Annotated in this window: 24 protein-coding genes; 11 read left to right on the forward strand and 13 right to left on the reverse strand. The window is 61.1% G+C overall.

Going from position 1 to position 26,983, the window contains the following annotated elements; genetic code table 11:
* Both ABSB13_RS07945 and ABSB13_RS07950 read left to right on the forward strand, forming a co-directional pair.
* A partial coding sequence (locus tag ABSB13_RS07945; protein WP_428107219.1) for an MFS transporter occupies positions 1 to 930 on the forward strand: 930 nt, incomplete at its 5' end.
* Positions 931 to 947: 17 nt separating this feature from the next.
* Complete coding sequence (locus tag ABSB13_RS07950) at positions 948 to 1,376, forward strand: CopD family protein (protein WP_428107222.1); 429 nt, start codon at positions 948 to 950, stop codon at positions 1,374 to 1,376.
* A gap of 70 nt (positions 1,377 to 1,446) precedes the next feature.
* Here ABSB13_RS07950 and gloB read toward each other — a convergent pair whose 3' ends face one another.
* From gloB to ABSB13_RS07965, 3 genes are read right to left on the reverse strand one after another with little or no spacing between them, the layout of a single operon-like run.
* Complete coding sequence (gloB, locus tag ABSB13_RS07955; protein ID WP_428107224.1) at positions 1,447 to 2,223, reverse strand: hydroxyacylglutathione hydrolase; 777 nt, start codon at positions 2,221 to 2,223, stop codon at positions 1,447 to 1,449.
* A 17-nt stretch (positions 2,224 to 2,240) separates the two neighbouring features.
* Positions 2,241 to 3,014, reverse strand: coding sequence for an enoyl-ACP reductase FabI (locus ABSB13_RS07960; RefSeq protein ID WP_428107226.1), 774 nt, complete (start codon positions 3,012 to 3,014; stop codon positions 2,241 to 2,243).
* A 37-nt stretch (positions 3,015 to 3,051) separates the two neighbouring features.
* Positions 3,052 to 3,825, reverse strand: a complete 774-nt coding sequence (locus ABSB13_RS07965) for an MBL fold metallo-hydrolase (RefSeq protein ID WP_428107228.1) — start codon at positions 3,823 to 3,825, stop codon at positions 3,052 to 3,054.
* A 56-nt stretch (positions 3,826 to 3,881) separates the two neighbouring features.
* Between ABSB13_RS07965 and ABSB13_RS07970 the strand changes: the two genes are divergently transcribed.
* From ABSB13_RS07970 to ABSB13_RS07980, 3 genes are read left to right on the forward strand one after another with little or no spacing between them, the layout of a single operon-like run.
* Positions 3,882 to 4,466, forward strand: coding sequence for a hypothetical protein (locus tag ABSB13_RS07970; protein WP_428107230.1), 585 nt, complete (start codon positions 3,882 to 3,884; stop codon positions 4,464 to 4,466).
* Positions 4,415 to 5,098, forward strand: a complete 684-nt coding sequence (locus tag ABSB13_RS07975) for a hypothetical protein (protein WP_428107233.1) — start codon at positions 4,415 to 4,417, stop codon at positions 5,096 to 5,098. Before ABSB13_RS07970 ends, ABSB13_RS07975 begins: the two co-directional genes overlap by 52 nt.
* Positions 5,099 to 5,154: 56 nt before the next feature.
* A complete protein-coding gene (locus ABSB13_RS07980; RefSeq protein ID WP_428107235.1) occupies positions 5,155 to 5,577 on the forward strand; it encodes a secondary thiamine-phosphate synthase enzyme YjbQ in 423 nt (140 codons plus the stop codon).
* Between the two features lie 148 nt (positions 5,578 to 5,725).
* Here the strand turns inward: ABSB13_RS07980 and ABSB13_RS07985 are convergent, their stop codons facing one another.
* The 4 genes from ABSB13_RS07985 to pstS all read right to left on the reverse strand — a co-directional run bounded on the left by ABSB13_RS07985 (position 5,726) and on the right by pstS (position 10,081).
* Entirely contained in the window at positions 5,726 to 6,337 is a 612-nt protein-coding gene (locus ABSB13_RS07985) for a hypothetical protein (protein ID WP_428107238.1), read from the reverse strand.
* A 54-nt stretch (positions 6,338 to 6,391) separates the two neighbouring features.
* Complete coding sequence (locus tag ABSB13_RS07990; protein ID WP_428107240.1) at positions 6,392 to 8,392, reverse strand: ATP-dependent helicase; 2,001 nt, start codon at positions 8,390 to 8,392, stop codon at positions 6,392 to 6,394.
* A gap of 63 nt (positions 8,393 to 8,455) precedes the next feature.
* Complete coding sequence (locus ABSB13_RS07995; RefSeq protein WP_428107243.1) at positions 8,456 to 8,911, reverse strand: hypothetical protein; 456 nt, start codon at positions 8,909 to 8,911, stop codon at positions 8,456 to 8,458.
* 138 nt (positions 8,912 to 9,049) lie between these two features.
* Complete coding sequence (gene pstS, locus ABSB13_RS08000) at positions 9,050 to 10,081, reverse strand: phosphate ABC transporter substrate-binding protein PstS (RefSeq protein WP_428107245.1); 1,032 nt, start codon at positions 10,079 to 10,081, stop codon at positions 9,050 to 9,052.
* A 229-nt stretch (positions 10,082 to 10,310) separates the two neighbouring features.
* Between pstS and ABSB13_RS08005 the strand changes: the two genes are divergently transcribed.
* Together ABSB13_RS08005 and ABSB13_RS08010 are read left to right on the forward strand one after the other, a co-directional pair.
* Positions 10,311 to 12,629 (forward strand): CaiB/BaiF CoA transferase family protein, encoded by a 2,319-nt coding sequence (locus ABSB13_RS08005; protein ID WP_428107247.1) that lies wholly within the window; start codon positions 10,311 to 10,313, stop codon positions 12,627 to 12,629.
* 3 nt (positions 12,630 to 12,632) lie between these two features.
* Positions 12,633 to 13,193: a hypothetical protein gene (locus ABSB13_RS08010; RefSeq protein ID WP_428107250.1), complete on the forward strand. Its 561-nt coding sequence runs from the start codon at positions 12,633 to 12,635 to the stop codon at positions 13,191 to 13,193.
* Between the two features lie 108 nt (positions 13,194 to 13,301).
* Here the strand turns inward: ABSB13_RS08010 and ABSB13_RS08015 are convergent, their stop codons facing one another.
* Complete coding sequence (locus ABSB13_RS08015; protein ID WP_428107253.1) at positions 13,302 to 14,723, reverse strand: Kelch repeat-containing protein; 1,422 nt, start codon at positions 14,721 to 14,723, stop codon at positions 13,302 to 13,304.
* Between the two features lie 240 nt (positions 14,724 to 14,963).
* Here ABSB13_RS08015 and ABSB13_RS08020 point away from each other — a divergent pair, with 240 nt between their 5' ends.
* Together ABSB13_RS08020 and ABSB13_RS08025 are read left to right on the forward strand one after the other, a co-directional pair.
* Positions 14,964 to 15,182 (forward strand): hypothetical protein, encoded by a 219-nt coding sequence (locus ABSB13_RS08020; protein WP_424671449.1) that lies wholly within the window; start codon positions 14,964 to 14,966, stop codon positions 15,180 to 15,182.
* Positions 15,183 to 15,219: 37 nt separating this feature from the next.
* Positions 15,220 to 16,641 (forward strand): amidase, encoded by a 1,422-nt coding sequence (locus tag ABSB13_RS08025; RefSeq protein WP_428107255.1) that lies wholly within the window; start codon positions 15,220 to 15,222, stop codon positions 16,639 to 16,641.
* Positions 16,642 to 16,683: 42 nt separating this feature from the next.
* Here the strand turns inward: ABSB13_RS08025 and ABSB13_RS08030 are convergent, their stop codons facing one another.
* Both ABSB13_RS08030 and ABSB13_RS08035 read right to left on the reverse strand, forming a co-directional pair.
* Positions 16,684 to 17,655 carry an endonuclease/exonuclease/phosphatase family protein gene (locus tag ABSB13_RS08030; RefSeq protein ID WP_428107257.1) on the reverse strand — a complete coding sequence of 324 codons (972 nt, stop codon included), beginning with the start codon at positions 17,653 to 17,655 and terminating at the stop codon, positions 16,684 to 16,686.
* 8 nt (positions 17,656 to 17,663) lie between these two features.
* Positions 17,664 to 19,763, reverse strand: a complete 2,100-nt coding sequence (locus ABSB13_RS08035) for a thioredoxin domain-containing protein (protein ID WP_428107260.1) — start codon at positions 19,761 to 19,763, stop codon at positions 17,664 to 17,666.
* A gap of 58 nt (positions 19,764 to 19,821) precedes the next feature.
* Here ABSB13_RS08035 and ABSB13_RS08040 point away from each other — a divergent pair, with 58 nt between their 5' ends.
* Both ABSB13_RS08040 and ABSB13_RS08045 read left to right on the forward strand, forming a co-directional pair.
* The gene (locus tag ABSB13_RS08040; RefSeq protein ID WP_428107262.1) at positions 19,822 to 21,621 is read left to right on the forward strand and encodes an ArnT family glycosyltransferase; all 1,800 of its coding nucleotides are present in this window, start codon (positions 19,822 to 19,824) and stop codon (positions 21,619 to 21,621) included.
* 90 nt (positions 21,622 to 21,711) lie between these two features.
* Positions 21,712 to 22,191 carry a hypothetical protein gene (locus ABSB13_RS08045; RefSeq protein WP_428107265.1) on the forward strand — a complete coding sequence of 160 codons (480 nt, stop codon included), beginning with the start codon at positions 21,712 to 21,714 and terminating at the stop codon, positions 22,189 to 22,191.
* An 8-nt stretch (positions 22,192 to 22,199) separates the two neighbouring features.
* Here the strand turns inward: ABSB13_RS08045 and ABSB13_RS08050 are convergent, their stop codons facing one another.
* The 3 genes from ABSB13_RS08050 to dnaN all read right to left on the reverse strand — a co-directional run bounded on the left by ABSB13_RS08050 (position 22,200) and on the right by dnaN (position 26,976).
* Positions 22,200 to 23,699, reverse strand: coding sequence for an AAA family ATPase (locus ABSB13_RS08050; protein ID WP_428107285.1), 1,500 nt, complete (start codon positions 23,697 to 23,699; stop codon positions 22,200 to 22,202).
* Between the two features lie 332 nt (positions 23,700 to 24,031).
* Positions 24,032 to 25,768 carry a hypothetical protein gene (locus tag ABSB13_RS08055; RefSeq protein WP_428107267.1) on the reverse strand — a complete coding sequence of 579 codons (1,737 nt, stop codon included), beginning with the start codon at positions 25,766 to 25,768 and terminating at the stop codon, positions 24,032 to 24,034.
* 65 nt (positions 25,769 to 25,833) lie between these two features.
* Positions 25,834 to 26,976: a DNA polymerase III subunit beta gene (dnaN, locus tag ABSB13_RS08060; RefSeq protein WP_428107270.1), complete on the reverse strand. Its 1,143-nt coding sequence runs from the start codon at positions 26,974 to 26,976 to the stop codon at positions 25,834 to 25,836.
* Positions 26,977 to 26,983 lie beyond the last annotated feature (7 nt).

Genomic DNA, 26,983 nt, shown 5'->3' on the forward strand with positions numbered 1-26,983 from the left:
ATCGGCTACTTGATTTACGGATTTGCCGGAACGTTTTTCTGGCTGCTCGCGTCGCGCGCGATGCACGGCGCATGCGCCGCAACGATTTCGACCGCGCAGGCCTACATCGCCGACACCACCGATGACGCGCATCGCGCCAAGGGCATGGGGCTCATCGGTGCGGCGTTCGGACTCGGCTTCGTGCTGGGGCCGGCGCTCGGCGGAATCATGGGGTATTCGAGTTTGCGGGTGCCGGTGTTCTTTGCCAGCGCGCTGACGTTTGCGAATTTCATCTTCGCCGCGGCCAAACTGCCCGAGTCGCATCATGCCGATCGCTCCACGCCGCTCGACCTCTCCCATTTCATCGCGCCGCTGCTCGCAATTCCGCACAAGTTGCTCCGCCATCGGCTGGCGCGGATGTTCGCGATTGCATTTCTGCTGACGTTCGCATTGTCCGCGCTCGAAACGACGTTTGCGCTGATGGTGCCCGTGGTTTACGGCTACGGCACGTTCGGCATCGGCGTATTGCTCGCCTTCGCCGGCCTGATGCAGGCGTTGGCGCAGGGCTACCTGCTGGGTAAAATCGTGGGCCGATTCGGCGAGCTGCGGCTGCTGAAAATCGGACTGCTCGCGATGATCGTTGGGTTGGCGCCGATGGGCTCGATTTCATCGCACGGCGCGTTGCTCGCGATGCTGGCGGCGCTCTCCCTGGGTTACGGTTTCGCAAGCCCGTCGATCGCCAGCCTCATCTCGCGCAACACCGACCGCGATTTGCAGGGTGAAGTGATGGGGGTGAATCAGTCTGCCATGTCGCTCGCGCGCATCTGCGGCCCCATCGCGGGCGGATTCGCGTATCAACTGCTGGGACCCGCGGCGCCCTATCTCGGCGGCGCCGCCGTGGTTATGCTTGCGCTCGCGGCCACCAGCGCAATCGATGTCCGCTCATCCTGACGCAACGGGGAAACACGATGTACGCGCTTCACGGCTCCATTCTCGCCCTTCATATCTTCGGCGTCGTTTTCTGGTTGGGCGGACTGCTGATGATCGCCAGCCTGCTGGCGCGTGTGCCCGAAGAAGTCGGACTGCCCAAGGAACGCTTCCTCGGCGTGGCGCGCGGATTGTTCGAGGCCACGACCAACGTCGGAGCCGCAGTCACGATCGGTCTTGGATTTGTGCTGATCCTGATGAATCCGGGGGTGCTGCGCCAGGGATGGTTCCACTTGAAGCTGGTGCTGGTCGCGATACTGCTCTTCTATCACGTGCGCTTTTATCGCCGGATCATTTTCCTCGAGGATCATCCCAGCGAGTCAACGGGTCGCGAGTATCGCGTCATCCACGGGCTGGTGAGCCTGCTGTTGATCGCGATCCTGATGCTCGCCGTGATGAGACCGTTCTAGCAGCGAACCGAAGTTTCAGCTCTCGTCGTCGCTCTTTTATTTCCGGCAAGGATGCACGGGCTGGCCGCTGCTAGAAATGGTCCTTGAGTTCGCGGAGCTTGGCAAAAATCGCGATCGGATCGTCGCCCACCGACGGATCGCGATGTTTCAGATTCGCGCGCAGCTCGGGACTGTCGGTGCGCAGAAATGGATTGGTCTGCTTCTCGTCGCCGATGGTGGACGGCACCGTGAACTTTTTCTCCGCGCGCGTCTTGAGGCTCCACTGGTGCTTTTTCGCCGTCGCCTGGTTCCCCGGCTCCAGCGTCAGCGCGAAGCGTAGATTTTTCTCGGTGTACTCGTGGCCGCAATAGACCTGGGTCGAGTCGGGCAGCGCCGCGAGTTTTTTCAGCGACGCGACCATCGTCGATGCTTTCCCCTCGAACACGCGGCCGCATCCGCCCACAAACATCGTGTCTCCGGTAAACACCGCGCTGAGCGTTGGAAAATAGTAGGCGACGTGTCCGTTGGTATGCGCCGGGATTCCGATCACGCGGCCTTCGAGCGCGCCGATTCGGATTCGGTCGCCGTCCGCGACCGGGTTTGTCAACGCGGGAATCCTTCCGCCTTCCGCGCTCGCGCCGTACACTTTGAGTCCCGGCACTTTGGACGCGATTTCGTTGTTGCCGCCGCAGTGATCGCCGTGCCAGTGCGTGGTCAGCACCGCGACGATTTTCGCGTCGTGCGATTTCGCCGCCGCGATCACCTTGTCGGCCTCGGCGCAATCGACCACCGCGCAATCCTTGCTGCCGTCGTCGATCACCAGGTACGCGTAGTTGTCCGAGAGCTGCGCAACGGTGACGATTGGCATCGCGATACTCCTTGCAGCTAGACGCCGACGATATTGTAGCCCACGTCCACGTAGAGCGTCTGGCCCGTGACGCCGCTCGAAAAATCGCTCAGCACGGCCGCCGCCATCTTGCCGACTTCCTCGATTTTCATCGCGCGCCGCAGCGGCGCGCGCGCCTCGACCTCGTGCGCCATCGTATGGAAGTCGCGAATCGCCGACGACGAGAGCGTGCGCGCGGGCCCGGCGCTGAGCGCGTTGACGCGGATATTCTTGGCCCCCAGATCCACCGACAGGTAGCGTACGCAGGCTTCCAGCGCTGCCTTGGCCACACCCATCATGTTGTAATTGGGGATCGCACGGACCGCGCCGAGGTAGCTGAGCGTCAGGATCGATCCGCCGCCGCGCGCTTCCATCAGCGGCTCCGCGGCGCGCGCCAGCGCGACCAGCGAGTAGGCGCTGATTTCCATCGACTTCGCAAAATTGGCGCGGCTGACCGTCAGAAATCGATCGCGGAGATCTTCGCGCTCGGCAAACGCGACCGCATGCACGAGCAGGTCCAGCCCGTCCCATTTTTTCTTGAGCGCGGCGAACACCGACGCGATTTGCGCGTCGTCGTTCACGTCGAGCTCGCCGATCACGTCCGCCTGGATTTGCGCCGCCAGCGGACGTACGCGCTTTTCCAGGATCTCGCCCTGGTAGGTCAGCGCGATCTCGGCGCCCTCGGCAGCCAGGGTCTGCGCTATCGACCACGCCAGGCTTTTTTCGTTTGCGACGCCGACGATCAACGCCCGCTTGCCCTGTACTATACCCATGGCGAGTATCCTTATTTGCGCCGATGCGCGTGCGGGCTCAGATTTCGATCTTCATCCCGTCATAGCCCATTTCAAGTGCGATCTCATCCGCGCGGTTCAGCACTTCGCGCCCCAGATGCGTCAGCACCATGCGGCGCACCTTGAACTTGTCGCGATTGGCCGCCAGCAGCGGGTAGTTGAGATGAAAGGTCAGCTGACTGCTCTCGTAGTAGGTGCATTCGCACAAAAACAGATCGGCGCCGGCGCTGAGCTCGACCAGCTCATCGTTCCATCCGCTGTCGCCCGAGAAAACTATCGACTTCCCGCCGCCGTCGATTCTGAACGACAGCGAGATTTCGGGCTTGGTGTGCGGACTGCGGATTGCGCGCACCTTGAACTTGCCCAGCCGCGTCGAGCTGCCCGGCTCGAGCACCACGAACTTCAGCTTGTGCTTGATTGCGTCGAGTTCGAAATGCGGGAACATCGTGCGCATCAGCAGCCACGTCCGCTCCTCGAGCTTGGCCGGCCCCGCAACGGTCAGCACCTTCTTGCGCGGCGTTTCCCACATGTAGTCGAGGATCAGAAACGGCAGGCCGGCAAAATGATCGCCGTGCAGGTGGCTGATGAGCAGCAGATCGAAGCTGTCGGGCGCGACGCCGTTGGTCTTGAGCGCCGGCATCAGGCCGGGCCCCGCTTCCATCAGGATGCGGCCGCCAGGCGCGTCGATCAGATAGCCCGATTGTGAGCGTCCGAAACTCGCGAACGCATCTCCGGTGCCCAACAGGGTCACGGTTACCGGCGCACCGTTCGATGGCGTGCGATTCGGATTCATTGCGCCGCCCTATGCTATATCATCGGCGGATGCGCGCAAACCATGGAGCGCCGCCGATGAAACAGCTGAAGACCGCAGCCGCTCTCGCGTTCGCCGCGGCGGTCATTGCCGCCGCCATTGCGGGATGCGGAAAATCCGCGCCCCCCGTCAAGGCGCCGCCGCGCATCTTCGCCAGCGCCGAGGAAGTCGAGCTCAACTTTCGCGGCCGCGCCTTCGTGCTCGGCGACAACAATCGAATCGCGCAAGTGCGCCCTCCGGATTGGCCCAAGGACAAGTTCCTCAAGCTGCCGTTCTGGTTCGGCGTCAACATCCTGGTGCCCGGAGTGATGGCGCCCAAAGAAAGCGATTTCTACGTCATCAGCGAGGCGACTCTCGAAAAACCTTTGGACACCCCCGGCGAATGGATGATCGAAGCGGGCAGCTCGCTGGTGAAGCAGGAGACGGTGTTCGTCACGACGCGCACGCGATACCTGGCGCCCGGAAAACTTTTGCCCACCATCGTTCAGTATATCGGCAAGCGCGAATTCACACGCCCCGACGGCAAGACCGTGACTATTCCCGTGCTGCGCGAGGTCTCGTTGCCGATGAAATGGACGCTCGGCGGGAGAACCCCGGCAAGCTACGCGAGATACCGCACATGATTCGCCGGGGGATGGCGATCGTCGTAGCGCTCGCGTTTGCGCTCATCGCGGTCGTCGCAGGATGCACGCCGGACAAGGCGCTGGACTTCGGACCCACCGGCGAGATAACCACGCCGCCCGAGGATCAGTTGAGCCGCGACATCGTGCGCGATTTCGCCGGCCGCGACTTCATTCTCGCCGACAACGATCACGAGGCGCACATCAGCCTCACCGACTGGAAGCCCGGACGGCGCATCATCGTGCCGTACTGGCTCGGCGTCAATCCGCTCTACCCCGGATTTCTGCGCCCGACCGTCGGACATCTATATGTGATGAGCCAACCGACGCTGGTCCGCCCGCTCTCCAATAACGAGTACCTGATTCGCGCCGGCTCGAAACTCTTCAAGAGCGATAGTGTCTTCGAGGCGACGCGCACGCGCTACCTCGATACGGGCGGGATGCTGCCGACTGTCATCCGCTTCGTCGGCACTCGCGTCATCACGGTGCCAAAGGACGCGCCCGCGACCGGAACGATCACCGAGAAAGTCCCGGTGCTCCGCGAAATCTCGATGCCGATGCACACGACGGCGGACCAGGACTTGATCGGCTACGCCAGGTTCGAAGCGGCTGCTCCCGCCGCCCCACCGCCATAGCAAAATTGCTACGATGGGTAGTGTCATCGATCGATCATCGGAGGACTAACCGACGCATGCTGTCGCATACGAAATATCTCACCATGAAGGTGCCCAACCGGATGGACTTCGTGAACATCACAGGCGAAGTTGAAAAGGCGGTCAAAGAAAGCCGCGTGCGCGAGGGTCTCTGCCTCGTCAATGCGATGCACATCACCGCCTCGGTCTTCATCAATGACGACGAGCCCGGCCTTCACGAAGATTACAAGCGATGGCTGGAATGGCTGGCGCCGTACGACCCAAGCCCCGAGCGCTATCATCACAATCGCACCGGCGAGGACAACGGCGACGCGCATCATAAGCGCCAGGTGATGGGCCGCGAAGTGGTCGTCGCCATAACTGCCGGCAAGCTCGACTTCGGCCCGTGGGAACAGATCTTCTACGGCGAGTTCGACGGACGGCGCCCCAAGCGCGTGCTGATCAAGGTGCTCGGCGAATAGGTTCTCCGATCCCTCGCCCGTTATTTCACGGGAGAGGTTAGGCGAGGGTTCTGTCAACCCAAAGGCGGCCGATCGCCGTCGCACTTATCTCGGCCTTCGACTAAGACTCTTCGGAATCCTACAGGGGTGTGGTCTGCAAAGGCATCAACTACGGGAACCGCACTTCATCTCGCCACCATAGAAGGAAAGATTCGAAGTCGAGTGCATCAACTGCTATGCCAACTAGTTCCGTCGAGATTCGTTCCAGGTCGCCTTCGGTCAACGTCTTGGAAGTTGGCACGGTGCCCACATAGAAGAAGGCAGAAAATGGGTTGGTACTTGCACTTCTCACAACACCTAACATCTCTTCGTCCGATATGCGGGCAAACTCCGGGCCGGCGACGGGCAAATAAAGCTCATCTTTGTAACTGAGCACAAGATTCTCTTGAAAAATCTTTTCCAAGTACCAACTATATCCCGAGAATGGATCTGATTTCCGGATTTGCGTTTCCTGCATGAGCACCACGCAATTCGGGTCGCTAATGAATGACTTGATCACGCGCGCGACCGCCATTTCCTCGTCGCCATTCATGCTTTGATTTTCCGATTTGAAATCGAACGGCGGAGATTGATCCACGCTATCGGGCATCGCGATTCGAAATTTACCGCGGCCGAAGTCGATTCGATTTAGGACAAGATGAGCTATAGTGGTGCCATCAGTTAATTGTTCGCGCATATACCTTTCCGCTCCAACCACATCAGCTATCTCTCGTATGGCCATAGAGTTTCTCCAAGGTATTCGATAGCCGCCAAATCCCTCACCGAGGTAGCACTGTTAAGACTCTTCGGACTCTTGCAGGGTTGCGGTCTGCAGGAGTTCGGCGGGGACGTCTTCTAAAAAACGCGACACGCGACCCATCACGAACCCGAAGCTGCGGTCGAACATATGGATCGGATACGACAGGTACAGCTCGTCGCGCGCGCGCGTGCTCGCGACGTACATCAGGCGGCGCTCCTCCTCGATTTCGTCATCGCCGACGCTTTGCGGTCCCGGGAAACGTCCGTCGGCGGCCCAGATCAGGAACACGACTTTCCATTCGAGTCCCTTGGCGGAGTGAATCGTGGTGAGCGTGAGGCGTTCGTCGTCGGAGTCCGTCGCGAGCATGCCGTCGAGTGAATCGTTGGGCGGCTCGAGCGCCATGTCGGCCAGCATCTGTTCGAGGCTCTTGTAGCGCTCGGTCAGATTCTGAAAATGTTCGAGGTCGCGCTCGCGCTTGGGATAATCGTCGGCGTACGCCTCGCGCATCACGGGCAGATAGTATTCGAGCGTCATCGCGATTTGCTCGGGCGGCCGTTTCTCGCCGCTGCGCAATTCCGCCAGCAGCGCGCCGAGCCTTTTCAGGCCGCCATCTGCGCCGCCGCGGGCCTTGTCGGCAAGCTTCGCAACCGCCGCCGCCGGATCGTCGGCGGCGATGAGTGCGTCGATCGTCCGCTCGGCCGTGCGATGGCCGATTCCCTTGACCAGCGTGAGCACGCGCAGCCATGACACGGCGTCCGCCGGATTGGCGATGACGCGCAGATGCGCCAGCACGTCCTTGATGTGCGCGGTTTCGATAAACTTGAATCCGCCGCGCTTGATGAACGGGATGTCGCGGCGTTGCAGCTCGAGTTCCAGATCGAAGGAGTGAAAGCTGGAGCGGAACAGCACCGCGATCTCGCCGAGCTCGACCCCCTCTTCGCGCAGCTCCAGGATGCGCTGGGCGACGAATCGCGACTGCATGTGTTCGTCCTGCGCGCGCACCAGGAACGGCCGAAAGCCGCCCTCGCGCTGCGTGAACAGCGCCTTGGTGTACTTCTCGCCGGCGCGTGAAATCACGTCGTTGGCGACGTCGAGGATTCCCTGGATCGAGCGATAGTTCTCTTCGAGCTTCACGATTTTCGTGCCGGGAAAAAGCGCGGGAAAATCCATGATGTTGCGGAAGTTGGCGCCGCGAAACGAATAGATCGACTGCGCATCGTCGCCAACCGCCATCACGTTGCGATGATTCATCGCCAGCAGCCGCACCAGCTCGGCCTGAATCAGGTTGGTGTCCTGGTACTCGTCGATCATGATGTAGCGATAGCTGTCCGACAGCCGGCGCCGCACGTTCTCGTATTGTTCAAGCAGCTCGGCGAGCCGATACAGCAGGTCGTCGTAGTCGAGCAGGCCGCGTTCGCGCTTGTAGCTCTCGTAATTTTTCGCGAGTTCGAGAATTTCGGTCTGATGCTCACCGAGATGCGGGAAATCGATCTCGATTTCCTCTTCGAGCGCGCGCCGCTTGTTGCGCGCCATGCTGATCGCCTCGGCGATCGTGCTTTTCTTCGGAAACCGGCGCTCGCGCGACGCCAGCCCCATCCGCGTCCGCAGCAGATTGACCACGTCCTCCATGTCGGAGCGATCCAGTATGGTGAAGTTGGGCTTGAGGCCCATCGGCGCGCCCATCCGGCGCAACACATTGTTGGCGAAGGAGTGAAACGTGCCGCCCGCGACGGCGCCCGCGCGATCTCCCACCAACTGCTCGGCGCGACGCAACATCTCCTGCGCCGCGCGGCGGGTGAACGTCAGCAGCAGGATCGCACCGGGCGGCACGCCGCTCTCGATCAGCCGCGCGACGCGATAGATCAGCGTGCGAGTCTTGCCCGATCCCGCTCCCGCAACGACCAGCAGCGGGCCTTCGCGATGCGTCACGGCGGCTAGCTGCGCGGGATTGAGCAGCTCGGCGTACTTGATCTTGAAGTTGCGCTCGTCGGCCGGCGACACCGGCTTTTCGCGCAGATAAATTACCTTGTCGGCCACGTCAAGCGGGATCCTACCACGGCGCGCGCCGCAAGTTGCGATGCCCGCGATCGCCCCGGCGCCCTACGGCAGCATCGGCCCGCTTGCCGGCGGGTTCTGCGCGCCGTTTTTGTAGATACCCTGCATCGTTTTGTTCCAGAGTTGATTGGGACTGTTGGGCGATTGCGATCCCACCGCGGCCGGCGAACCCGGCGGCGCCGTGCGCATATCTTCGACGTGCGGATCGAGCAGGATCTGGTCAACCATATTGACGCTAGGATCGTTCACGTACGCGAGCGCGATTCGTTCCGCATCCTGCCGCCCGAACTGCGTCGCCACAAACCCGGTCAGTATCACCTGCCTGCTGCCGCCCGGCGAGGTCGAGAACTCCGCGGTGACCATCGGCAGGCTGTTCAGATGGAGATACCTGGTGAGCGCGTCGCTGGCGCCCTGATCGATCACGTAATTCTGCGCCCGCGCGACGGCGCACGTCGCGACCATCATGATGATCGCCGCGACCGCCGCGGTTGCTCTCGCCATCAAGTGCATTTGTCGTTGTCGCATCACGGTCTTCGACCATACACCTGATCGGACGCGATGTCCCGGCGCATCCGGCAAAAAAACGCGCGGGCGCCATCGCTGACGCCCGCGCCTCTTTGCATGCTTGCGACTATCCGGTTACGGAAGCTGAATCTGCTGAATCTGTGCCTCTTCCTTCTGCACGACTTCGGCCGGCAGCGGCGCGTACTTGAGCTCCGGCGCGTCCTTCTGTCCTTCCGTCAGCGCCCAGTGCAGGAACTTCACGATCTGCTCGCCGACATCCTTCTTCGTCTGCTTCTGGTAAACGAGCAGCCACGTGAACGACGAGATCGGATACGCATCCGCGCCCGGTGCGTCCGTGATCGACACGCGAAAGTCGGCCGGCATATTGCCCGCCACCGACGACGCCGCCGCAGTCACGCCATCGAGGCTCGCAGTCACCCAGTTGCCCGCCTTGTTCTGCAATACGGCGTACGGAATCTTGTTGTTGAGCGCGTAGATCAACTCGACGTACCCGATTGCGCCCGGCGTTTGCTGAACCAGCGCCGTCACGCCCTCGTTGCCCTTGCCGCCGAGTCCGACCGGCCACTTGACCGAGGTTCCTCTACCCACATCCGACGCCCAACTCGGGCTGACCTTCGACAGGTAATCGACGAAGATAAACGTCGTGCCGCTGCCGTCCGAGCGGTGGCATACGACGATGTCCTGCGACGGGATCGCCGCGCCCGGATTCAGCGCTTTGATCTTGTCGTCATCCCACTTGGTTATTTTGCCCGAATAAATGTCCGCGATTACCGGACCCGTCAGGCGCAGCGTGCCCGTAAATCCGGGCAGGTTGTACGCGACCACGTCCGCGCCCATCACCGAGGGAAAGTGCAGAATTTTACCGGGCGCTTCCGAAAGCTGCTGATCGGTCATCGGAGCGTCGCTCGCGCCAAAATCGACGGTGCCATTCGACAGCATCCTGATTCCGCCGCCCGAGCCGATCGATTGATAGTTGAACTTGATGCCCGGATTTTCTTTCGCGTAAACGTCGAACCACTTGGAATAGATCGGGTACGGGAACGTGGCGCCGGCGCCATTGACTAACATGTCGGCGAATCCCATGCGGCCGATCCCGGCGATCGCCAGTACTATGAAAAGGGCCACGATTAGTCGTCGTTTGATCATCTTTTGAACCTGCCTCGAAGTTAGTCGTATCCGTTGCGCCGATCCGAATCCGGCGGGCAGAAGCTATGCATCGGACATTAAGGGAGGATGAACCCGGCGTGTCCGTGGGTTGAATTCTGCCGCCGAGACCCCGATTCCGCTGCATGCTCGCGCTTTGCCGCGATCGTTTGCATTTCCCGCCTCCGCTCAACGACAATCCAATTCCCAAAACATCACTTGGCAATTTTCAATGGGTAAATCACTCGACGGAATCAACATCGTTGAATTCGCTTCTCACCTGGGCGCAGCTTACGCCACGATGCTGCTGGCGGAAAACGGCGCGCGCGCCATCAAGGTCGAGCCGCCGGGCGGTTCGCGCGAGCGCGGCACGCCGCACTTCCACGTCCTCAACCGCTCCAAGCGCGCGCTCGAGCTGGACCTCGACGATCGCCCGTCGCAGCCTCGAATCGCGGAGCTGGTTCGATGGGCTGATATCGTCGTCACCGGCTTCACGCCGGCCCGGCTGAAACGACTGAGTCTCGACGCCGAATCGATTCGCCGGATTAATCCGCGCGCGATCGCGCTCGGCGTGCCTGCGCTGGGCAGCCGCGGCCCCGACGCCGACTTCGATGCGAACGACGACCTGGTCGCCGCCCGCGGCGGAATCACCGGCAGCCAATGGGCGTCCAGCGGCAATCCCGTCGCGCTGGTTTTTCCCGCGGCGAGTTATTCGGCGGGCGTGATGGCGGCGACTGCGGCCGTCGCCGCGATTGTGGCGCGCGGCGCCGATCGAGCGGGCGACGCGGTCGAAGTCTCGATTCTGGCCGGCGCGTTCTCGCTCCAGACCGGCTCAATCCTGAGTAGCGAGGCCATGACCACTCTCTATCAGGGTCCGCTGAATCCTCTCGGACCGATTCCGGTTTATCGTTTGTTCGAGGCCGCCGACGGCAAATACCTGTTTGCCGCATGCGGCAACTCGACCTTCTGGGGCAAGTTCGCGATCGCGATCGATCGCCCCGATCTGGTCGCCGACCAGCGTTTCGAAGATGCGCCGTGGGGGATCGCGCCCTGGTTCTGGGAGCCGCTCAAAGACATCATCGAGCCGATCATCCGCACGCGCACCCGCGACGAATGGCTCGGCATCCTGCGCGAATACGACGTCCCGTGCGCCCCGGTGATGACCCGCCACGATTTCATCGATCACCCACAGACGCGCGCGCTCGGGATGCGCACTGAAATCGACGACCCCGCGCTCGGCCGCATGATTCAGATGGGCCTGCCCGTGTTCCTCAGCGACACTCCCGGCGAAATCACCGGTCCCGCTCCCCGGGCCGGCGACGATCGCGCGGCGCTGCAATGGCTTGCAGAGCCAGCCTGCAACCCATCGCCGGGAAAAGACTTGCGCCCGGCGCAACGCCCTGCGCTCGACGGCGTCACCGTGCTCGATTTCGCCAGCTACATCGCGGGTTCGTACGGCCCGATGTTACTCGCGCAACTCGGCGCCACGGTCATCAAGATCGAAAGCCTCGAGGGCGATTCGTTTCGCCATTTCGGTTTCGGCTTCCTCGGCTGGAACCAGGGCAAGCGCGGTATCTCGCTTAATCTTGCGACCGCGCAAGGCCGCGAAATCATCCATGGCCTCGCCGACCATGCCGACATCGTGGTCGAGAATCTGCGCCCGGGCCGGATGCGCAAGTTCGGCTTCGATTACGAAAGCCTGGCGGCGCGCAACCCGCGCATCATCTATATGTCGCTCAACGGCTTCGGAAATCGCGGACCCGAGCACAATCAGCCCGGCTTCGATCCGCTGTTGCAGGCGCGTTCGGGCGTGATGGCGGCGCAGGGCGGCCATCATGGGCATCCGGTGTACCTGACTTGCGCGATTTGCGACTACGGCGCCGCGATGCTCTCCGCGTTTGGATGCGTGCTCGCGCTGCGTGCGCGCCAGCGGACCGGACGCGGCCAGTTATGCGAGACCTCGCTGTTGCAAGCCGCGATGGCTTTTCAGGCCGGCGAGTTCGCGTTCTATCCTGGCCGGCCGGACATGGAAAATGGCGGCACCGAGTATCGCGGGCGCTCGGCCCTTTCGCGCGCCTACTCTAGCCGCGACGGCAAATGGCTATTCATCTCGCTAACCGATGAACCCCAATGGAACGCGCTGCTGACTATTCTACCGGGGCTGCCCAATGCCAACTGGGATGCGGCCGCGGCGGAACCGAACGAGGGCGCGCTCGCGGCGGCGCTCGCGGATCAATTTGCCAAGCTCGATCGCGACGACGCACTCGCAGCGTTGAAGAAATCCGCCATCCCGGCTACGCGGGTAAATCATATCGGTGAATTGTTCGACGATCCGCAGGTCCTCGCCAACGATTTGATCGCCGAGTTGTCGCATTCGCAATGGGGCCGCGTGAAGCAAACCGGAATGCTGACGAAGTTTGCCGCGGCCCCCGCCGCGATCGACCGCGCCGCTCCGCTGCTCGGCGAGCACACCGACGAGATCCTTCGCGAGTACCTCGGCTACCCGGCCGAAAAAATCGCCGCGCTGCGCGCCGCTGGCGTCGTCAAGTGATCGATGGATCCTGAGGCGGCCGCCGTCGTCAATCCGCATCTGCTCGCGCGCGAGGAGCTGCTCTGGTGCGGACGCCCGCGCGATACCAGCGCTCTTCGATGGCGCGCGGGCGCGATTATACTGGTTGCGATCGCCGCGCTCGTGATGCGTTCGATCCCGCTCGGCCCCGGCCTTGCCGAGCGTGCCGACACCAATTCAATTCTGCTCGCCGTGCTGGTCGGCGTGCTGATCGCGGAGGCGATCGTCTTCCATTCCTATCTGTCGAACACTTTTTACGGCGTCACCAATCAACGCGTGATCATCGTGTCTGGATTTCGAGAGCAACAAGTCACGGCGGCCTTTCTCGACAAGTTGAATACTCCGATGCTCACGCTGCGCCGCATGGGAAACACCCTCGAACTCCGCGGAGCACTGCCTGAGTTCACGCGACGCGCCATGTACAGGCCATTTTGGAATCCGTCGGTTTTGACCCCTCCCGGCCAGCCCGAGTGCTACCGTCTGGTTGGCCTGGAAAACGCCGGCGAGGTCTATCGCATCATCCTTGACGCCGTCGATAAAATTTAGCTGACGCGATCGCTTCCGACCTCCGCTAACCTCGGACGCACGAGATCAGGGAGAGTCCTCGAATGCCGCTAGCCACACCCGAAAACGCCCGCGCCGGCGCCCGCCGCCTCACGGCAGCAGGAAGGCAGTGTGCAGGCCGCGCGCCGCTTTCAGCGAACCCGTCGCCGTGAAGGTACTGGTGACAGGATTGAACAGCTCCGCTTCCTTCAACTCGGTCGCCGTGCCGTCCGGTTTCTTCGATCCGAGTCCGCCGGCGATCAGCACCTCTCCTTCGAGCGCACCGCTGGTGAAGAGCGTTGCGGTATGCCCGCCGCGCCCCATCTTCATCGCGGCGTTACAACCGCCGCCCGACGCCGTCCCGTTGATGCAGGTGAAGGCCTGAGTATCCGGATCGAAAAGCTCGGCGGAGTTCTGGTTGGCCCCATACAGGGCGTTTAGCTTGTCGCCCGCGACCGTCGCGCCGAACGCGCTGAACCCTCCCGCCACCAGGACCTGCCCGTTGCCAAGCACGGTGGCGGTATGGAACGCGCGCGCGTTGTTCATGTAGCTGGCGGTGTAATTGAACACCTGGCCAATCGGGTCATAGACTTCCGCGTTCTGATCGGCGAGCAGGGCCGAACTGCCGCCGGTAAACCCGCCGGTGATTAGCACCTGCCCGGTCAGCGTGTCGGCGTTCAGCAAAACCGCCGCGTGCGCGCCGAGCGATTCGAGCATTGGACCGGTTGCGGTGAAGGTGTTCGCAACTGGATCGTAAATGTCGGCGCTGTTGGTCAGGTCTCCCGTATTGTCGGTCATGCCGCCGGCGATCAGCACGGTGTTGTTGCCCAGCAGCGTCGCGCTGTGCAACGCGCGCGGCGAGCTCATGTTGTTGAGCGTCGCCGTGGTCTCTCCCGTCGCGGGATCGAAAACCTCGGCCGTGTTGGTGGGAGTGCCGGCCGTGTCGCTGCCGCCGGCGATCAGGACTTTCCCCGACGGCAGCGCGGTCGCGGTCGCGCCAACCCTGGCATTCAGCAAGGGCGCGCTGACCGCCGTGAATTTTCCGGTCGTGGGATCGAAAATCTCAAGTTGGGTCGTGGCATCGCCGGTGATGGTATTGCTGACGGTCTTCTTGCTGAACTTTGATTTGCCGCCGAAGCCGCCTGCCACCAGTATCTCCGTATTCGGCTCGCCCGAGGTGAGCAGCGCACCCGCGCCCAAGCCCTCGCCAAGCGGCATGGAACCAAGTTTGCTGAATTTTTTGGTTGCCGGATTGAAGAACTCTGCGCTGGCCGTCGATTTGTTTCCCTTGGACCAGCCGCCGATCAGGACCACGTCGCCCGACACCGGGATCGGCGCGGACGCGGACAACTCGGCGTCGTCTTCCGGCGCGGCGTCAGTCGGGTCCGAGGACATGGCCGCCCGCATCAGCAAATCCGCGGGACTTCCCGGCAGTGGCGGATTGCACGCGCTCGTCACGACTATCGCGCATAGCGCGATCACCAGCGTGGCAACCCGGCTTCGTCCGAAACATGGCTCACTATAGTTCGACATCGACGCCCCTCCCGAGCAAAAATGCCGCCCAACCGCCGCAGCGGGCGAGGAAATTAGCAAATTTGCACTGCTAAGAATATGAAGCAGGATATCTGCCGTTCACGGTCCGTTGCGTCCCTGCCGATTGGATAGGATGGCCCGAATGCTGCCGGCTAATTGCGCTTGAAGACGCGCGCCGCGTGTGCGACTTGATAATCGAATCGGCGCGCAAACTGAAATAGTCAGAATCGGAGCGACACTATGCCACTGGTTACCGGCGAAACCGTCAAACAGGTGATGCGCGATCTTTACGGCTACGAAATCTCCGACGCCGACGCGGATGCAATCGCGCACAGTGCGGGCGCGATGCTAACACTGGCCGGGCACATGGGCTCGATCGGTCTTGCCGGGATCGAGACGCCCTTCAGCTATCCGGTCCTGTTGGCCGAGGCGGCCCGCGCCGCCAAAGCCGGGTCGTAACCCCCGCTTCGATACTCACTTCGAGGATTTTATTGCGATGTCGATTCCATTTCAGGAACTGCTCGAATTCGATGTAGCCACCCTGGCCGCCAAGCTGCGCGCGCGCGACATTTCACCGGTCGAGCTGACCGAGGCCTACCTCGGCCGAATCGAACAAACCGACGGATCGCTTCGCGCCTATATCACCGTCACCGACACGATCGCGCGCAAGGCGGCGAAAAAAGCCGAGGCCGAAATCGCCGCCGGAAAATGGCGGGGGCCATTCCATGGCGTGCCGATTGCGCTCAAGGACCTGGTTTACACGAGCCGGCTTCGCACCACCGGCGGCTCGAAAATCCTCGCCGATTTCAAACCCGATCACGACGCGACCGTATGGACGCGCCTCAAGCGCGCCGGCGCCGTGCTGCTCGGCAAACTCAACCTGCACGAGTTCGCCTACGGAATCACGTCGTCGAATCCGCACTGGGGAATCGTCCGCAATCCGTACGCGCTCGACCGAATCCCCGGCGGCTCGAGCGGCGGCGCGGCCGCTGCGATCGTTGGGCGCAGCGCCGCCGCCACCATAGGCACCGACACCGGCGGATCGATTCGAATTCCCGCCGCGCTTTGCGGATGCGTCGGGCTGAAGCCGACCTGGAGCCGCGTCAGCCGCTACGGCGTCATCCCGCTGGCCTCCACGCTCGATCACGTCGGCCCCATCACGCGCACGGTTCGCGACGCCGCGATGATGCTGCAAGTAATCGCGGGCGCCGACCGCAACGATTCCACCTCGAGCCGCCAGCCGGTGCCCGATTTCTCAGCCGCAGTCGGCGGCCAAATCTCCGGCATGCGCATCGGCGTGATTCGCGAACTTGACTACGGACTGAGCGACGACGTCGCGCACTCGTTCAATGCCGCGCTTGAGACGCTGCGATCGCTCGGCGCGACCGTTGACCACGTGACGATTCCCTCGCTCCCGATGGCCGCCTTCATGAACAGCATCATCACCTCGGCCGAGGCGCTCGAGGTTCACCAGGATTGGATGCGCACGCGTCCCCGCGACTATGGCGACGACGTTCGCCGGCTACTCGAGATCGGAATGATGATGAACGCCACCAGCTACATCCGCGCCCAGCGCGCCCGGGCGCGCACGCTGGCCGAGTCGGTAGCAGTGCTGGCCGATCATGACGTGCTGGTCGCACCGGCCAGTGCGATCGTCGCGCCCAAAATCGGCGCCTCTCAAATCCTGGAGGCGCGCGAAGACGCGGTGGAGGTCGTCGCGGCGATTCTGCGCTTCACGCAGCCCTTCAATTCGACCGGTCAACCCGCAATAGCTGTTCCCACCGGTCTTTCGCCCGACGGACTGCCGATTGCGATGCAGGTAATCGGCCGTCCGTTTGGAGAGCCGGCGGTAATTCGCGTGGCCGCCGCTTATGAAAGCGCGCGCGGCGCGCTCGCGCCTCCGCCGGAGATTGCGTAGCACAACGAAACGATTTCACTTTTTCACGGGCGCGCGCCGCGATTACAGCTCGAGATCGACCGTCACGAAATCGTGATCGGAGGCGCGGCGCATCAGAATCGGAGACCGCGGCGGCACCACCGCCGCGGTTCCCGCGATCGGACGAAGCTCGCGGACTGCAAGCCAATCGAGTTTTGGCCTCATCGATCGCGGAATCAGTCCGGAAAAAGTGAAAGTCGCGCGATTGGCCACGTTGGCGCCCTCGATCTCGAGTCCGTGCTCTCGTAGATGGCCGAACAGGGGCTCGTATGACTCAGGCGAGTGGAACCGGTCCGGATTCGCGATCATTTGCCGCGCCGTTGCCAATATCAACGCCCCGCTCGATAGCTCAGTGGTGGTCGTATTCAGGTCGCCGCCGAAAATCGCGCGGCCTGCCGGCGGGAACGATTCCAGGTAACTCGCCATCTGGCGCGCGCGCTCGACCGGCGTGCAGCGGCTGTGCAGATGCGTGACGCCGACGGTTAACTCCTCGCCGCCGAACTTCACTCTGGTGACCACTCCCGTTGGCCCGCCCACGCGCGACCAGCGCCGTTTGCGTCTGGGCCACGCCATGGGCGTGGGCGGCCTGTGCATCGTGACGGCGGCCACGTCCTCGAACGGCGCGGCGCTCAGGATCGCATTGCCCATGTACGAGACGATTTCGCTTTCGATCCCCGGGGGCCTCAGACCGAACTCGCGAACGTACGCGCAGCTCATCTCCAGCGCCTCGGCGAGATCCGTCGCAAGGTCACGGCCGGGCCTCCGCCTCACTCTCGTATTGACCTCGCATAGCAGGATCACATCGGCGCTCTGGAGCGGCGGACGCCTGAGACATGCCAGGATTTCGCGGAACTTTCGCCCGCCAGCCGCGTTGAGCAGCACAACTCGCAGCCGCGCATCCGGCCGGCGGCGCGCCGCACGGTTCACGACGATTGGCGGGAAATGCGGCGTCGGCTTTGCGCCTGCCGCAGTAAGGTCGTGCGCGTCGCGGTCCATCACCCGAGCTAGTCGGCCAATTCCTTTTGAAGATCCTTGAACGTCGTAATCGGCGGCGTGCACGTGTGCTCGCGGCATACGTAAGCAGTCACGTGGCCGTCGATTTGCCGCTTGCCGCGCACCTGCTCGGGGATGAAGCCGGACTGGGCGCCGGCGTCAGCATTGTCCGCAACGGAAACAAAGATCGCAAGATTCGGAACGTAGATGAGGCCGAGCCGCTCCGTCCATTCGATCAGTTCAGGAGAGTTGCGGCTGCCGACAATCACAACTTCGGTCGGTCCGCGCTGGTAAAGGTCGACCGCTTCGAGCATGTGAGAGAACCCGAACGGCTGCTTCTCGATAAATTCGCGAAACAGCTTGAGCGTCCGCTCCGCCTCGACCCGGTAGCGCTCCTCGCCGGTGTAGCCGTGCAGCCTGAGCATCGCCATCACGGCCGCGCTGTTGCCCGACGGCGTCGAGCCGTCAAAAGCCGCCTTGGAGCGGCTGATGAGCGCTTCGTGATCGTCCGAGGTGAAAAAGAATCCGCCCTTTTCCTGGTCGATAAATCGCTCGAGGATCACGCCGGCGAGCGTCCGCGCGTGCGCCAGGTATTTCGCGTCGAGCGACGCTTCGTACACGTCGAGCATCGCGCCCGCCAACTGCGCATAGTCTTCGAGGTAGGCGTTGTGCCGCGCGACCCCGTCCTTGAACGAGCGCTTGAGCGCGCGTCCGTCCCACATCGACGCCATCATGAAATCGGCCGCGCGCTGGGCCGCTTCGAGAAACCGCCGCTCGTGCAGCGCGCGATATCCCTCGGCAAACGCGCCGATCATCATCGCGTTCCATGCCACCAGGACCTTTTCGTCGCGCCCCGGCTTCACCCTTTGTTCGCGAGCCGCGAACAGTTTGTCGCGAATCTCGCGAATCTTCGACGCCATGTCATCTTCCGAAATCTTGAACATCCGCGCGGCGTCGGCGAGCTCGATCGTGCGATGCGGAATATTCGCGCCATCGAAATTGCCTTCGCTCGTGATGTCGAAATAGCGCTGGGCTATCGCGCCGAGCTCGGGACCAAGGACCGCGTCGGCCTGCTCGGGCGTCCAGACGAAGAACTTTCCTTCTTCGCCCTCGCTGTCCGCATCCTGCGCGGCGTAAAAGCCGCCCTCGGGACTTGTCATCTCGCGCAAAACGTAATCGAAGATTTCGCGCGCGACGCCGAGAAACTCCGGCTCATTGAGCGCGCGGCCGGCGTCGAGGTACAGGCGCGCCAGCAGCGCGTTGTCGTAGAGCATTTTTTCGAAGTGCGGCACCAGCCATCGCTCATCGACGCTGTAGCGATGGAATCCGCCGCCGACCTGGTCGTAGATTCCGCCGCGCGCCATCTTCGACAGCGTGTGCCGAACCATTTCCGCCATCGCCTCGTCGCCGTCGGCCGCGTGCACGCGAAGAAACAGCGAGAACACGAACGTGTTGGGAAATTTCGGCGCCTGGCCCAGTCCGCCGTTGATGCTGTCGTAGTGCGCGGCGAGCGCGCGCGCCGATTCCACCGCCAGTCCCGGCTTCAAGTCGCCGCCGGTGGGCACGTAGTTGGTGAGCGCGCCGAGCGCCTCGGTCAGCTTTTCGAGATTGTTGGCGACTTCCCTGGCGCCATCGCGATACGCGTGCGAAGCCGCAGCCAGGATGCGCGGAAATCCGGGCATCCCATGACGATCTTCGGGCGGGTAGTAGGTCCCGCCGAAAAACGGCCGCCCGTCCGGCGCCAGGAACATCGTCAGCGGCCATCCGCCGCGCCCGGTGATCAGCTGCACCGCATCCATGTAAATCTGATCGAGGTCGGGCCGCTCTTCGCGATCGACCTTGATCGCAATGAAGTTCTCGTTGATCAGCCGCGCGATCGCGTCGTTCTCGAACGACTCCCGCTCCATCACGTGGCACCAATGACAAGCCGAGTAGCCAATCGACAGCATGATCGGCTTGTTCTCCGCCTTCGCGCGCTGAAGCGCTTCCGGACCCCACGCATACCAATCGACAGGATTGTACGCGTGCTGGCGCAGGTACGGACTTTGTTCGTTAATTAACCGATTCGGCTTGCGGCCGGAATGACCTTCGGGATTTTTCGCCTGGCTCATGAATCTCGTTTCATCCTATCTGCCTGCCCGCGCGCTGTCATTCCGGGCGAGTCAGCATATGGCAGAGCATCGGGCGCGCCAGTTACAATTCGCTGTTATGGTCTCCGCTTCCGCATCACGCGACTCCGCCGCATCGCAGCCCGCCGCCGGCAACGACAACGATTCGCGATTCCGGCTGCGTGCCGGATGCGTCCTCATTCTCGCCGCGATTCTCTTCTTCGCCCGCCTGGGTGCGCGCGCGCTGTGGTCCTCGGAATTCCGATGGGCCGAAATCGCGCGCGAGATGCTGGTGACGCACAACTACTTCTGGCCGACGATCAACGGTCACGTTTATTACGACAAGCCGCTCGGCTCCTACTGGCTGGTAATTTTTTCGACACCGCTCACAGGCGGCCTCAACGAGGCTGCCACGCGCATCCCCTGCGCGTTTGCCGGACTGTTGGCAGTGGCGCTACTCATGCTGCTGGTGCGACGCCTCTACGACGCCCGCACCGCGATCCTCGCCGGCGTCATCCTCGCGACCAGCTTCAGCTTCGTATTCTTTTCGCGCCACGCCAGTGCCGACGTCGAAACGCTCACCGGCGAACTGGCCGCACTGCTGCTCTTCAATCGCAACGAGGATCGCGGCGGTGGATTGTGGGTCGTCGGCCTGTGGCTGATCATGGCGGCGACTTCGCTCACCAAAGGTCTGCTCGGATTCGCGTTGCCGCTATTGGTGATTGGCGTGTATTCATGCCTGCGCGACGGAGTGGTCCCGTTTTTTGAGGCAATTTCCCGCGGCTCCCTGGTTGAGCGGGTTCGCGGGCTCGTCGAGCGCAATCGATGGTTCTTCAACTGGTACACCGTCGTCGGCGTCGCGCTGGGCGGCCTCGTGTATTACCTGCCGTTCCAGATCTCGTCGCGCCTGATGGGCTCTGAAAAGGGCCTCCAGATGGTGTATCGCGAGAACGTGGTGCGGTTTTTCCACCCGTTCGACCATCGCGGACCTATCTACTTATATGTCTACGTTATCTTCGGCCTGATGGCTCCGTGGTCAGCGCTGTTGCCCGCGGCTCTGGTAGAAACGCACGGGCTGCGTCGGGCAGGCGCCGAGCCTGCTCGCGCGGATCGGTTTGCATTGGTTTATTTCTGGGCGACGTTCATATTTTTCAGCGTCTCGGGATCGCGCCGCAGTTACTACATCCTGCCGATTCTGCCCGCCGCGGCGATCCTGGTCGCCAGAACGCTCGCGTATCCTGGCGAATTACGCTCGACGATCGCCCGGCGTCTGCTGACTATCGGCTATGCGATCGTTGCGTTCGCCGCCGTCGCCGGCATCGTCCTGCTGATTCCGGCATGGGCGATTCTTCCGCGTCCCTACGACTCGTTCCCGCAACTGCCCGCCGAATCCGCCTTCATCGTGGTCTGGGTCGTATCGGTCGCCACGGTCGTATACGCGACTGGCAAATTCAGCCCCGCTCGCGTGGCGATATCGATGGGCGCCGTCGCGTATCTTGCGATGGTCTATGTCTTTATCTTCGCGATGCCTGCGGCGGAGGCTTACCGCGGCGAAAAGCCGTTCGGCTACGCGGTCCTGAACAAGATCGGCGGTTCGACTGACCGGCTCGTGCTGTTCAAGACCGAGGGACCGCTGTTCTATCTCAATCCGCCCAACCCAATCCCCGAGTTCGAAAAGAAGCAGGATTTGCAGGATGCGATCGCCAAGGGGAGCGTCGGATGGATGATCGTCCGACGGCGCGATATCCCCAAGCTCGACACCCCCACCACAATCGAGCTCAGCGAGGCGTCATATCCGTGGGAGACCGACTACAATTACCGAAACAAGGTTGTGCTGGTCCGGGTCGGCAGCGCGCCGTAGCAAGTGGGGCGTAGCCCTTTTGTGGCGTCCCGACTGAAGCGAACGATGCGAGGATTCCGGCCAAGGCGCCGCGCGCTCAAAGGTATTACTATGAAAATTCTGGATAAGACAGCACTGAAAGAAATACTAAAGTGCGCGGTCGAAACGCTGTTTAAAACTCAGCCAAACATCTTTTGCTTCACTTTCGAAACGAGACAAACGGAATGGAACCTAGCGCATCACTTGGCTAATGAAATACACAAAGACCCGGTACTGTCGAGATTCGATTGTGACCTCGACGTGATTAAGCCCAATTTGGACAAGAAACGGCCTGACATTATTTTTCACAAAAGGGGCAAGCCCTGCGAGAGGGGCAAGCCCTGCGAGAACTTCTTGGTAGTCGAAATGAAGCGAAACGGCAGCCGGTCAAAAGTTGGTAAGGATATAAGAAAAATAAAAAAATACTGGTTCGGACGCCGACTTCACTACCAGTTTGGAGCCGTGATCAATATCAGAGACAACAAAACCTACGATGTTTGTGTTTTCTCGAATCCCGGGCTTCATAGTCGGGCTGACGAAGAAGGTCGATGAGGAGCACCCTATGCGCCAGCCGCCTTGTTCTGAAGGAATTCTCTGCGCGCCTGCTCGATGTCATCCAGCGTGATCATATATTGGTCGGCGCTGCTATCCGAACTCAAGCGGCGCGCCTGGGCGCGCGAAACGAATTCGAGCAGAGTTCGCACGTCCCGACCATTTGACCAGTTCGCCGCCGCTTTGAGATCTCCGAATATCTTGGAGAGCCGCGCCTGAGCGTCATCAGCAATTCTGAACTTCTGCGCCTGGAGCATCCGCAAGAAAATTACCGCACACTCTTCGGCAGTGTAGTCGGGGAACCCGATTATATTTGTAAAGCGCGAACGGAGGCCGGGATTAGCATTCAAAAAATCACGCATCTCGCGGTCGTAGCCAGCGGCGATGATTACGAGGCGTCCACGGTTGTCCTCCATGAACTTGAGCAAAGTCTCGATTGCTTCGCTACCAAAATCCTGACCACCTGCCTGACGAGAAGTGAGACTGTATGCCTCGTCGATAAACAAGGTTCCGCCCAAGGCCTTTTCGAGGACTGCCCGCGTCTTGATCGCCGTCTGACCGACGTAACCGGCTACCAGATCCTCACGACTGGTTTCGACCAGGTGGTCGCTTGGCAGGTAGTCCAATTCCTTGAAAATGCGACCCATTATGCGCGCTACCGTGGTCTTGCCGGTTCCCGGATTTCCCAGCATCACAAAATTCGGTTGGAGAACCTCGCGTAAATCCTGTGCTCGTAGTTTCGCGACGTTCAAGACGTCACGATATTCGCGGACCGCTTGTTTAACGGGCTCCAGACCCACGAGTGCGTCCAGCTCTTCCATCGGATCGGTCTTCCGCCGTTGCTCATCAGAAAACAGATCGGAGGACGTAAGCTCCATGAGTTGCTGTTTCGTCAGTTGGACTCCTGGCTCTTGCAAGGCTTGAAGACGGTTGGCTTGCCGCCGAATTGCGCGCTCCAGAAGGTTTCGAACAGCCCGAGCGTTCCCGAAGTTTGTCCCGATTCTCTCGCGACCGAGCAACTCCACCGCTGCCTTGAGGTCGGCATCGAGGACAGTAAATCCTTGGGCCGTCGTCATGCGCTGCAGAATGACGAGAAGCTCTTCATCCGTGTAGTCGTCGAAGGTTAAGAACTGTGCAAAACGGCTCTTGAAACCTGGATTGGTCTCAAGCAGTGCATCTATTTGCTCCTTGTAGCCCGCGGCGATTACCACCAGATCTTCACGATGGTCTTCCATGAACTTGAGCAGCGTATCGATGCATTCCTGTCCGAACGAGTCATTCGGATCGTTCTTGAGAGCGTAGGCCTCGTCGATGAATAGCACCCCGCCCAAAGCATCCTGCAACACCTTGGTCGTTTTGATGGCAGTCTGGCCGAGATATTCGGCCACAAGCCGGCCGCGGTCAGCTTCGACGAGCTGCCCGCTTCTCAAGTAACCGAACTCCTTAAGCATCACAGCGTAGATGCGAGCAACCGTGGTTTTTCCCGTTCCTGGATTTCCAGAGAACACTGCGTGAAGCGAGAGCTTGGAAACCGGCAGTCCGATTTTCTGGCGTTCCGAATTGACGGCAAGAAGACTTCGTATTTCGGAGAGTGATTCCTTTACCTTCTTAAGTCCTACGAGCTGATCGAGCTCCGCTCGTCTCGCGTCTGCATTAGTGTCAGGCTGCGTCTGGCCGTCCGGATTCGTGGCCGCCGCGGCGGCGACATCGCCTGTTGCGGCTCGCGGTGTTTGGATTTCAGCGCCTGCCGGTTCTTCGCTTGATGCTGACTCAGAGCTGGTCGTTGTGATGCCTGCTTGATTGGTTTCTCTGAGGCCAACGCTTATTCCGCCGTTGCCTTCTAGGCGCAGGATGTAGTTGCTAAAGATAAGTGGCTTATATGCCGGAAGATCAAGTGCACACTCTTGAAATTTCTGCGCCAATTGCGCGTAGCTGACGTCATCGGGAGAAAGGCGAGCCGCGAATCCGGTCGCGAGCATTTGAACGCGTCGAAACGTGAACGAAGGTAGCTCTGGAAGCCCGAGAAGAATGGGGTGAGCTCTTCCAATTCGCCAGCTAAGGCCAGTGCTGCATCTAGACAAAGCGAACTTAGAATCGTCGCCGGGCTCGCGTTTACTGCAGCGTTGACAAGGAACTGATATACTTCGACCAGGCCATGATCTCCGATTTCCGGGGGGAGAAACCAACGCCTGATCGCGTTGTTCAGTCGCGCGATGCTTTCTGGGGTGACATTTTCCTGGCTGCCAGGCGCCATCAACGCAGCATTGCAAGCACCCATTAGCTGGCCCATGTTTTCGTACTCGGAATCAGCCCAATCGTGACCGTCTTCGGATACGGACTGCGCTAACGTTCGGAAGTCGATCTCGGGGTGGGAGTCGTAATTCAGAAATGCTTCGAGCGCACCGAGTGAGTTCGTCAAAGAGTCTGTTATGCTCGTTCTTGCAGACTCCAGAGTGTATCGCCAGATAGGATCCAACTGCTCAGGCTGATCTGACAGTTCCTGAACCACAATCCGCTGGAAAACCGTAACATGCTCCAGCGCGCCGATGCTGAACACAGCGTCAAGTAGTCTGGCGACGTACTCCTGGGCGTCGTTCAATCGATTCCTGAAGAGCTGATCCCGCCAGTACTGAAACGAATTGCTGTCAAGCTTCGCAAATACCGATTGAATGATGTTACTGAATGGAACGCGATTTTGGTCTGCGATTTGAGCGGCGAACGTACGCAGAGGTTCACCCGTGGCCTCTTCCGTGGGGCGGCGAGGATTTTCATTCGCAGGTGCTGCTGAGGAGTGCATTTCATTCGCCGGTGCTGAAGAACGCAAAGGTTGCACCCCGGCGTGCTGGGGTGCAAAGCGCCGATCCGTTCGCGGCGAGGGGCCTACGAAAGGTGCCGCCAGAAGAATGAGCAGTATAATGAGCAGCCCCAGCACTATGACGACGCACACGACGATTTCCCCGCTCGTGATTGTACGCTCTCCAGTCGAGTCAGGAGCTGTCGCCGTTGTCGGCACTTCCGGTAGAACGTAATCGCTCGAATGATTGAATTGCTGCACCTCGCTGGAAAGGGCGGCAGTAGACGCGGAAGACAGATACGAAAACGAGTACGCCGAATCGATGTGGTTCCAATCGACCGCGTCTGCTTTCTCTCGGTCCATGGTGATGGAGCCGATGATCTCGCCAGCAGGCCCTTCCTGCGAGGAATGGAATCCGATCTCAACGTTCACTTCATTGGCGTCCGTTTGGTTGTACAAGCGCTGCAGATAGCCGTGCGTCAGAATCAGCGTATAGAACAGAGCTACCGCATGAGGAGCCTGTTCGGCGAGATTGTTCTGGATGCTCGGGAGACCGTATCCCTCAAGCGAGCGCAGATGCTTCAGCAGGTCCAGGTCGCTCGTGACTGTCACGTCGAGCCGAGCATCGCCTTTGGCGGACGCAAACGAAATTCCTTTGTGAGCCAACGCCGCGGCGTAGCCCCGGTAATTGGTCGGCAATACACGGCTGGATGCCAAGGACTCGGGGGCAAGAATCAGAAGAAGCAATCCGGTGACGGCAGCCGCTTTTGCGAGGCGATGCATTTTGCGCAGCCGGCTGCGTCTAAGGCCGAGGGACGGCCGAGCCCTCGTAGCGTCCGGCGGCGCCGTCACAATCGCATCGGCATGACGACGTACGTGTAGCGCTGATCCGACTCCGTCCTGATGACGCCCGGGCTAACGTCATCGCTGAGCCCGAGCTCCACGGTCGAATCGCCACCCGGCGGAATTACGCCCAGCGCGTCCTGCACGTATGCCGCATTGAACCCGATCGCGAATTCTTCGCTCTTGAAATCGACGTCAAGCGACTCGCTTGCTTCGCCTGTTTCCGGACTTGTCGATGAAACGGTCAGCGTCCCGGCCGATAGCGCGAATTTGACGCCGTGATAACGCTCGCTGGAGAAAATTGCCGCACGCTTGATTGCCGCGAACAGCAAATCCCGCTTGACGGTAATTTTGTACTTGGACTGCTTGGGGATGACGCCGCGGTAATCGGGAAATTCGCCCTCGACCAGCCGCATCGAGATTTCGGTCGCCCCACGCTTCAGGTATGCGAGCTGACCTTCGAGGTTCAACCGCACTTCGGCGTCGCCGCCCTCATCGAGAATTTTGCGCAGCTCCGAGAGTCCCTTTCGCGGAATGATCGCGCCGGTCTCCAACCTGAATCCCGCTACTTCGCGCTCGATCATCGCCAGCCGATGGCCGTCCGTCGCGACCATCCGCACCGATCCTGGAGCGTTGGATTCAACGAACACGCCGCTCAGGTTGTAGCGGGCTTCATCCGGACTGACCGCGAAAATCGTCTTGTCGATCATCCCGGCCAGCACCGCAGCCGGAATCGTCAACTCAGCCTTCAGTTGTTTCTTTGCCGGCGTTGAGTCCTTGCCGGCGCTCTGACTTGGCATGGCGGGAAAGCTGCGCGGATCCAGGCCCATCATTTTGAACTTCGCGCGGCCGCACTTCAGCTCGACCCAATCGCTGTCGAGCGACGTCAGCGCGACTTCATCGCCTTCGGTCTCGCGCACGATTTCAAAAAGCTTGCGCGCGTTGAGCGTGAGGCTTTTTTCCTTGCCGGAACATGCGACCTGCGTGCGAATCCCGACTTCGAGGTCGGTTGCGCTCAAAGTCAGCGTATTTCCATTGGGTTCGATCAGGACATGGCCGAGTATCGGAACCGTCGTGCGCCGTTCCACGATGCCCTGCACCAGTCCCAAACCGCTAAGCAGCGAAGCGCGCTCGATGGAGAGTCCCATGAATTGT

The organism is Binatus sp. (SeqCode), from assembly GCF_050013435.1.
In the GTDB taxonomy this organism is placed as follows: domain Bacteria; phylum Desulfobacterota; class Binatia; order Binatales; family Binataceae; genus Binatus.